Annotated in this window: 3 protein-coding genes; all 3 read right to left on the reverse strand. The window is 36.9% G+C overall.

Translation table 11 applies throughout. The features are described 5' to 3' along the window. On the reverse strand, positions 1 to 1,106 hold a 1,106-nt coding region (locus QZ620_RS13325), incomplete at its 3' end, for a DNA translocase FtsK (protein ID WP_295182549.1). Positions 1,107 to 1,124: 18 nt separating this feature from the next. Then, a complete protein-coding gene (locus tag QZ620_RS13330; RefSeq protein ID WP_272959013.1) occupies positions 1,125 to 2,549 on the reverse strand; it encodes a SusD/RagB family nutrient-binding outer membrane lipoprotein in 1,425 nt (474 codons plus the stop codon). 11 nt (positions 2,550 to 2,560) lie between these two features. Beyond that, on the reverse strand, positions 2,561 to 5,557 hold the full coding sequence (locus QZ620_RS13335; RefSeq protein WP_295182553.1) for a SusC/RagA family TonB-linked outer membrane protein: 2,997 nt from the start codon (positions 5,555 to 5,557) through the stop codon (positions 2,561 to 2,563). Positions 5,558 to 5,569: the final 12 nt, after the last annotated feature.

A 5,569-nucleotide genomic window follows, 5' to 3' on the forward strand; every position in this document is an offset into this window, starting at 1 on the left:
CCCGCAGTGGTCTTGCCTAAACTGATACTTAATTTTGATTCAGCTTGAATAAATTGCTCAGAATTTATGATATTTTTCAAGAAAACGGTTGAAGGATTATCATTAGGAAGTTCAATACCAACAGATTTCGAACCCGGAATAGGTGCAATTATGCGTACCCTTTGGGCTTTCATAACCCTCGCCAGATCATCAGATAGGTTTGTAAATTTATTAACTCGAACCCCTTCTGCAGGTTCTATTTCAAAAAGTGTAATCACTGGTCCTGGTGATATACGTACAACTCTACCAGTTACACCAAAGGTATCCAAAGCATGAGATAGTGAATTTGCTTTTCCCTTTAGCTCCTCTTCTGAATGAGGATTCCGAATTTCAACAGGATCATGGAGATATTCTAAAGTAGGCAATTTATACTGGCGATATTTTGCCCGCCTTTCTTTCTCAGCATCCAAATCACCCTCTTCAATTTCAGTCTCATCCTCAATTGCAATATTTTCTTGGGGTGAATCTTCCAAAGCATCATCACTTATTATTTTTACTTCCAGATCTAAATCATCGATTTCGCTATCTATATAATTGTCTTCACTGTTTTTACTTAGGCTCAGTGATAATTTATCAATTTCAGATAAAGCGAAGTTAGAGTATGCTATAGTTCTGGAGCTAAGGCTATCTATAGATGTGCTTGACGGATTATTTCCGCTTAGGCTAGTAACTTTATCTACACTGATTGTAAATGGATCCTCAGAGTAATTACCATTAGAATAAGTCGTGCGTATTACAATGTTGTAATTGCCTGTTTCCGCATCATCTTCGAAAGAGAAATCTCCAAATGCAGAAGTATTAAATGTCCCTGTTTCACCATTTATATTTCCCGTAGCTATAGAAGAGCCATCCATGATTATTTCAACTTCTTCAGCACTTACACCTTCAGCTGTAATAATGCTGAAGTTAAGATCGGAATTTCTATCGAGTACACTTATGTTAGTGTCTTCTAAATAGGTGTATCCTCCTATATCTGTAGTATCATTATCAAAACCATCTTCATCACAAGATGTTAGTAATACAGAAGATATCAAAGCAATACTTATATATTTTAAAGTTTTTTTCATTTCTTAATTTTTAAAATTTTAATTTACGTCCCAGAAAAGTGGAGTCTGTTGTGAATCTCCTCCAATGGCGTCTGCCGCCTGTTGATAATTTTCTGAATTTAAGTTCTGTTCCCTTATAGGATAAGTAAATCTAAGAGGAATAGGATTTTCGGAAACTTGTGGTAAATTTAAGCTTGGATTATCAAACTTTCTCCAAACATACCAGCCTTGGAATGCATTGTCATACATAGCAATCCAAAATTGAGTAGCTACTTGTTCTTCCCAGTTATCATCTGAGTATGCTACATCTGATTGTTCTAGGTAATTATTAACTCCTTCAGTTGTCCCTAACCAATATTCAAATGAAGCGGTAATTGCATTTTCATAATGCTCTTCAGGATTCGAAACGCTAGCAATTCCGCGAGCTGCCGCCTCTGTTAAAAGAAATTCAACTTCTGCATAATCCATCAAAATACCTGGATGTGTAGGTTCTCTAAATTCAGCACCGATATGTGTATAATTCGAATAACTGTTAGATGCGCCATAGATACCCCCAATATAACTGTCATCACCTAAGTTTTGATCAAAATATACGGCCCTTCTTGGGTCTCCTAGTTCATTCATATAGTTAACAATGGTGTTCGCGGCAACATAGTCTGAACGACCACTTTGTACCAAATCTTCCCAAAGAGGGTTAGTGTTTGGTGGTGCATCAAGATATTCAAAAATAGCATTATCCGCGTTAGATTCCATTACACCGTTACTTACGGCAGTCTGTACTGCTGCATTGGCGATTTCAGGATTAGATTCTGATAAGCGCATTCCTATTCTTAGTAATAGGGAATTTGAGAATTTTTGCCATTTACTCATGTCGCCGTCAAAGAGTAAATCCTGTCCAGTAAAACCAGTAGCATTAAAATCATCATTTATATCGGTTAAATCAGTAATTAGCTGATTGTAAACGTCTAATGCATCGTCGTATACAGGTAGATTGTTTTCTAAGTCTAAAGCTTCTGTAAATGGTATATTGCCAAAGGTGTCTACCAAATAATGCCACGTATAAGCTTGTAATACTTTAATTTGTGCAAGTCTTGCAGCAACTTCTTCTTCAGGAAGTAATTCCGCGTTGGCTGCAGTAGCTTCTTCAGCATCCTTAAGATCTATTAAAACATCACGATATAGTATAGCAAAATGTTGTTGAGGGATATTACGATCGGTAAGGTTGAAGTTGGGCTCCTGAGTATAAGTTGTAGCCGTCAAATACTGACTAATAAACCTGAAAATGTTATTATTAACATTCAGATTAGTTACCTGGTCGGTAAGATCCTTTGTTGCACTCGAAAATAAAAATGATGCAGGAACATCCGACGGGTTTTTTGGGTTTTCGTTCATCCTTTCATACTTATCGTCACTACAACTAAAGAGTACGAAAAGGGAAAATATGGATAATATATATTTTTTCATTGTATTTTTAATTAAAAATTAAGCTTAAGACTCGCACCAATTTCTCTTAATCCTGGGTAAGCACCAGATTGGTATCCTTGTACATTACCTGAGCTAAGACCAGATTCTGGATCTGAGTAAGGTATGTTTTTATGGATTATCCATAAGTTTCTACCAATTAATGAAATAGATGCGTTCGTTAAAGGTGTGCTATCGATGATTTTTTCTCCAAAACTATATGTTAAATTAACTTCACGTAACTTAACGAAAGAAGCATCGTAAATATGTCCTTTGTTGGCATCACGACCATATCCATAGGGATGGTTGTAATCGTCAAATGCTACTCTGGTGCGGTTAGGCTCCCCATTTTCCATAACCCCAGGGAGAACAATTCCTCCTCCGTTGGCAAGCGTATTTCTTTTTGGATTACCAAGATCATTGTTGCCTACAGTCTCAGTATATAAACCTGTAGCCATACCGTACCAAGTATCTAGTGAGAAGATGTCTCCTCCTTTTTGTCCGTCTATCAACACGCCTAAACTAACATTCTTATATTTAAAAGTGTTTTGAATACCACCAATCCAGTCTGGCTGAACGTTACCTATAATCTCATTATTAGTCTCAGAAAGTAAATAATAGCCGTCTTGACCAACTACCTTGTTGCCATTAGTGTCATAAATATAATCTTTACCTCTTATGGCTCCGTAAGGCTGTCCAGGGCTGGCATCAATGGTTATACCTCCTTGAAGACTTGCTAAAGGCAGATTATTTAAGCTTTGATCTAAAGATACAACTTCACTTCGGTTTCTAGTCCAGTTAGCATTAATGTTCCAAGTAAAGTCTTCGGTTTGGATTGGAGTACCTCGTAATTGAACTTCCCATCCCTTGTTTTCCAAAGATCCTGCATTTCTAATAGTAGTATTGAAACCAGTAGCATTTGAAATATCAACAGGAGTAATTAAATCTTCAGTTGTGCTGTTGTAATAAGTAACATCTAATCCTAATCTTCTGTTGAAGAAATCAGCTTCTACTCCAAATTCATAAGCTTTAGAGCGTTCTGGTTTTAGGTTTTGATTATTGATTTGCCCAATATTACTTGCCATCGCTGCATCACCGTAAGGATTTAATAAGCTATAATACTGCATGATTCGATAAGGGTTAGTATCCGCTCCTACTTCTGCATAATTAGCTCTTAGTTTGGTGAAATTTAACCAATCAGCATCTACAAGATTTGATAATAGGATATTACCTGAAACAGACGGGTAATAATAAGTATTATCTGCTGCAGGTAAAGAAGAAGAGCGGTCTCTTCTTATTGTACCTTCGATGTAATAAGTGTTTTTAAAACCGATGCTTGCTCGTGCATATATACCATCTACTAATTTGTCAGCTTGATATTCATCTGGGGCGAGTAATGGAGAGACGGTGTTTGAAAGGGCAAATAGGTTTGGTACTCTTAAGCCTCCATTCGTCTCAGCAAGAATATTACTCCATTCATTTCTACGTAGGTTCCATCCTATATTTCCATCTAAGTTAAAGTCGTCACCAAAATCTTTATTAAAGTTAAGGATTAAGTCGTAGTTGTATTCAGCCTGACGGTTATTATATCTAGAATAACCAGATACACCATCACTCCCCACATTTCTTCTTTCTTCTCTTAGTTCGTCGTAGGTATCAAAAGTAAAACGTCCTAATACACTAAATACATCGTTTATAGTATAGTTTACATTGAAGTTACCAAAATACCTGTTTCTAGTATCTGTTTGAAAATTCTCGTAACGGGTCCAGTAAGGATTACTTGAATATATAGGAGTTAAATTTCCCGGACTATTTGGGTTCCAGGTAATGTTCTGTCTGGTGTTGAAATAAGCATTTTTTTGCTCTTTTACATCTACATTCATTTGCCACCACTGGCGAAATTGCTGCATTGGGTTTTCCGAACTGTATCCGGTTCCGTAACGTCCCTTACCATCTGTTTTAATATAGGATATGTTTGTAGATACCGTTAGATCTTCTACTATGTCCTGACTGGCACTAAACTTTATAGTGTTTCTTTTTATAGAACTGTTAGGCAGGTTTCCTTCTTGATCAAAATTTGTAACACTTAATCTAAAAGTATTGGTCTCTCCACCACCTGACAATGCAAATGAATTTATAGCTGTAGTTCCTGTTTTCCATATTGAATTAGGATCGTTTTCAGCTGCTAACCAAGGTGTTGCTTGCTGATAGGTGCCTTCAAGTTGTGGATAGATAGAGTTCCATTGGTAAACCGGCTGACCTTCAAAGCGAGCCCCAAAAGATGCATCTTCGGCAAACGGGGTGAATGGTATTGAAGGGTCAAACCCACTTGGTAAGTCTAAATTATTGTAATTGTTAAAATAAGGAGTGTCATAGTATGGACCGTAACCAGCTCCGTATTCTTTCTGATATTTTGGTAAAGTGTTTTTGTTAACCTCTGATACCATAATGGTAGAATTTACTGAAATTCCAATACCGCTTCTTTTGGCACCTTTTTTAGTTTCAATAATTATCGCACCATTAGATGCTCTCGATCCATAAAGTGCAGAGGCTGCAGCTCCTTTAAGAACGTTAATCGATTTTATGTCCTCAGGGTTAATATCTGTTGCAGCGTTACCATAATCATAACCACCTCTACCTCCCTGTTGATCAGTGGAGTTGTTATTAGAGTTGTCAATAATAGTACCATCGATGACGTAAAGAGCTTGGTTGCTCCCTGTTAAAGAAGAGAAACCTCTAATTACAGTGTTCGAGGATCCTCCCATAGTTCCTGAAGGTTTAATCTGTAGTCCGGAAACCTTACCTTGTAAAGAATTTACAAAGTTTGCCTGAGGAATATCAGAAACTTCATTTCCTCCAACTTCTTGTGTAGCATAACCCAGTGATTTTTTTTCTCTTTCGATACCCAGAGCGGTAACTACCACTTCATCTAGTTGTGCAGAATCAGTTTTTAAGGTAACGTTGATGTTGTCATTATTAGTAACCGTAAACTCAGCAGTTTTCATTCCTATGAATGAAAATGC

The organism is uncultured Christiangramia sp. (assembly GCF_913046405.1).
Taxonomy (GTDB): Bacteria; Bacteroidota; Bacteroidia; order Flavobacteriales; family Flavobacteriaceae; genus Christiangramia; species Christiangramia marina.